This window comes from Herpetosiphon llansteffanensis (assembly GCF_003205875.1).
GTDB classification, from domain to species: Bacteria; Chloroflexota; Chloroflexia; order Chloroflexales; family Herpetosiphonaceae; genus Herpetosiphon; species Herpetosiphon llansteffanensis.
Genome location: NZ_PUBZ01000024.1, coordinates 1 through 2039 on the forward strand (window position 1 = coordinate 1; position 2039 = coordinate 2039).

2 protein-coding genes are annotated in these 2039 nt (G+C 49.7%); both read left to right on the forward strand.

Annotation, left to right across the window (positions count from 1 at the left end):
- Positions 1–487: 487 nt before the first annotated feature.
- A complete protein-coding gene (locus C5S61_RS01800; RefSeq protein ID WP_164689160.1) occupies positions 488–1432 on the forward strand; it encodes a WXG100 family type VII secretion target in 945 nt (314 codons plus the stop codon).
- Between the two features lie 14 nt (positions 1433–1446).
- On the forward strand, positions 1447–1779 hold the full coding sequence (locus C5S61_RS01805; protein ID WP_110513414.1) for a hypothetical protein: 333 nt from the start codon (positions 1447–1449) through the stop codon (positions 1777–1779).
- Positions 1780–2039: the final 260 nt, after the last annotated feature.

The following is a 2039-nucleotide window of genomic DNA, read 5'->3' on the forward strand; positions in this document are numbered from 1 at the left end:
GTCGGGGATCGGGCTTTAATGCAGAGGCGCAGAGACGCGATGGCTATAGGCTGGAGGCTATGGGCTGGCACGAACATAATCCTCATAATCTGTGGCAATCTGTGGCGAAAAAACTTAATCTTCGTGCTCTTTGCGGTTTCCGTTCTTCGTGTTCTTCGTGCCCTTCGTGGATCGAAATGTTAACGCAGAGACGCAGAGAAACGATGGCTATAGGCGGTAGGTTATGGGCTGGCGCGAACCTAATCCTCATAATCTGTGTCAATCTGTGGCAAAAAATACTCATTCGGGCAATTCGTGGAATTCGTGGCTAAAGCATATTCTTCGCGATCTTCGCGGTTTCCGTGCCGCTATGACGAGGTGATTCCACCGGACGAAGCCGATCAACTGCGGGAGTAGGCCATCAAGCTGCTTAACATTTCATGCAACATTCAAGGCATAAATTAGTATAGCTATCTGAGTATTGTTAGTACGATTACTTGGAGGTTATGTGGCTAATGAGCTTGTGCAAATTGATTATTTGAGCACTGATACTGTTCGCCAACGCTTGCAAAAACTTGCCAGTCGGATTCACGATCTTGAGCAATTGCTGCAACGTGGGATGCAACCATTGCGTGATGGAGGATGGCAAGGCGATTCGGCGCAGCGCTGTTTTAATGAGCTCGATAGCATAGTTTTTCCGGCGATTCGTCGCTTGCAAACAGTTTTCCAAGAAGCGAGCGATCTAACGCGCCAAATTCAGATTGTTTTTCGTTATAGCGAAGAAGAAGCAGCGGCATTGTTCAAAGGCTCGGTCGAAGCAGTTGCCGCTAAACCACGCGCTTTCCAAAATGTTCAAGTTTCAGCCCAGCTTGAAGAGCAATCCTATAATCCTGAACCATTACGCCAACGCTTGCGTGATTGGCTAGTAGAACGCCAACAACCAGTTGTTCAAGCAGGTGGAGTTGCGGGCGTTCTGCCAATTGCTGGTGGGCTAGCTCTTGCTGACGGCCCCTTACCAGTTGGTGATCTTATTGCCCTTGGTTTGCTTGGGCTTGCGGTAATCGGTGGAGCTGCATTAATTAGCCAAAATGCAACGCCCGCAACGCCCAGCCATAATGCAAGCGTCGATGCCGAGAAAATTGGTAATGTTATTGGCGAAACAGAGCGGGCAACTGGGAATATAACCAGCGGTGAAACGTTGACCGAAGATGAAGCACTTGATGCAATTGGTCAATGGATCGGCGATGCCGAGGAAGTTTCACCTGGCGTATTTCGCAGCAAAACGCCGAATGCCGATGGAAGCTACAACCAAGGCCGGATCGACGATGGTTCACTCGCTGGTGATCATGCGCCTGATGTGCCGCATGTCCATCTTGAACGGGTGAAACCCGATCCTCGCCGACCTGGCCGCTGGGATTATGTTAGCAATAACCATATTCCAATCGTCCCCTAATTAAGGAGTATTGTATGTCGATTGCCTACAACACGATTGGCCGTATCCAATCGGGAATCTATAAAGATTGGTACATTTTGATCAAGCCGCTGACGAATGCCGCCGAAACCAGCTATCAGGTGTTTCTGTGTACCGATCAGAGCTTTCAATTTGATCCTGCTCAACGCCAGACCTTCGATAGTTGGCAGCCAAACCTAATCTCACTCGAAGGCTTGCTCGAAGATGAGTATCCGTCGATTGAGTGGCAGGCTGAGCTTCAGCCCACTCAAATTGCGGCAAACCCGACTAAACCCAGCTTAACCGAGCGTCTGCGCCAACAGGTCAATAAAACGGATTCTGAAGAGTAGCGAGCATAGCGAAAGTCAAAAGTCAAAAGTCAGAAGTCAGAAGGCAGAAGTCAGAAGGCAGAAGGCAGAAGGCAAAGGGCGAGGGATCAGGGGTCGGGGGCTGGGGATCGGGATTAGAATTTAGGCTATTGGCTTTGGGCTATCGGAGATTTGGTTGGAAATACAATTAACGCAGCGGCGCAGAGACGTGAGGGCTATAGGCTATCTGTACTGGTACATTGGATTGGCAATCATGTCCCCTCACCCCCCAACCCCCTCTC

Bases quoted from the DNA above. Each gene is read 5' to 3' on its own strand.
- C5S61_RS01805 (WP_110513414.1), top strand. From the start codon at position 1,447: ATGTCGATTGCCTACAACACGATTGGCCGTATCCAATCGGGAATCTAT.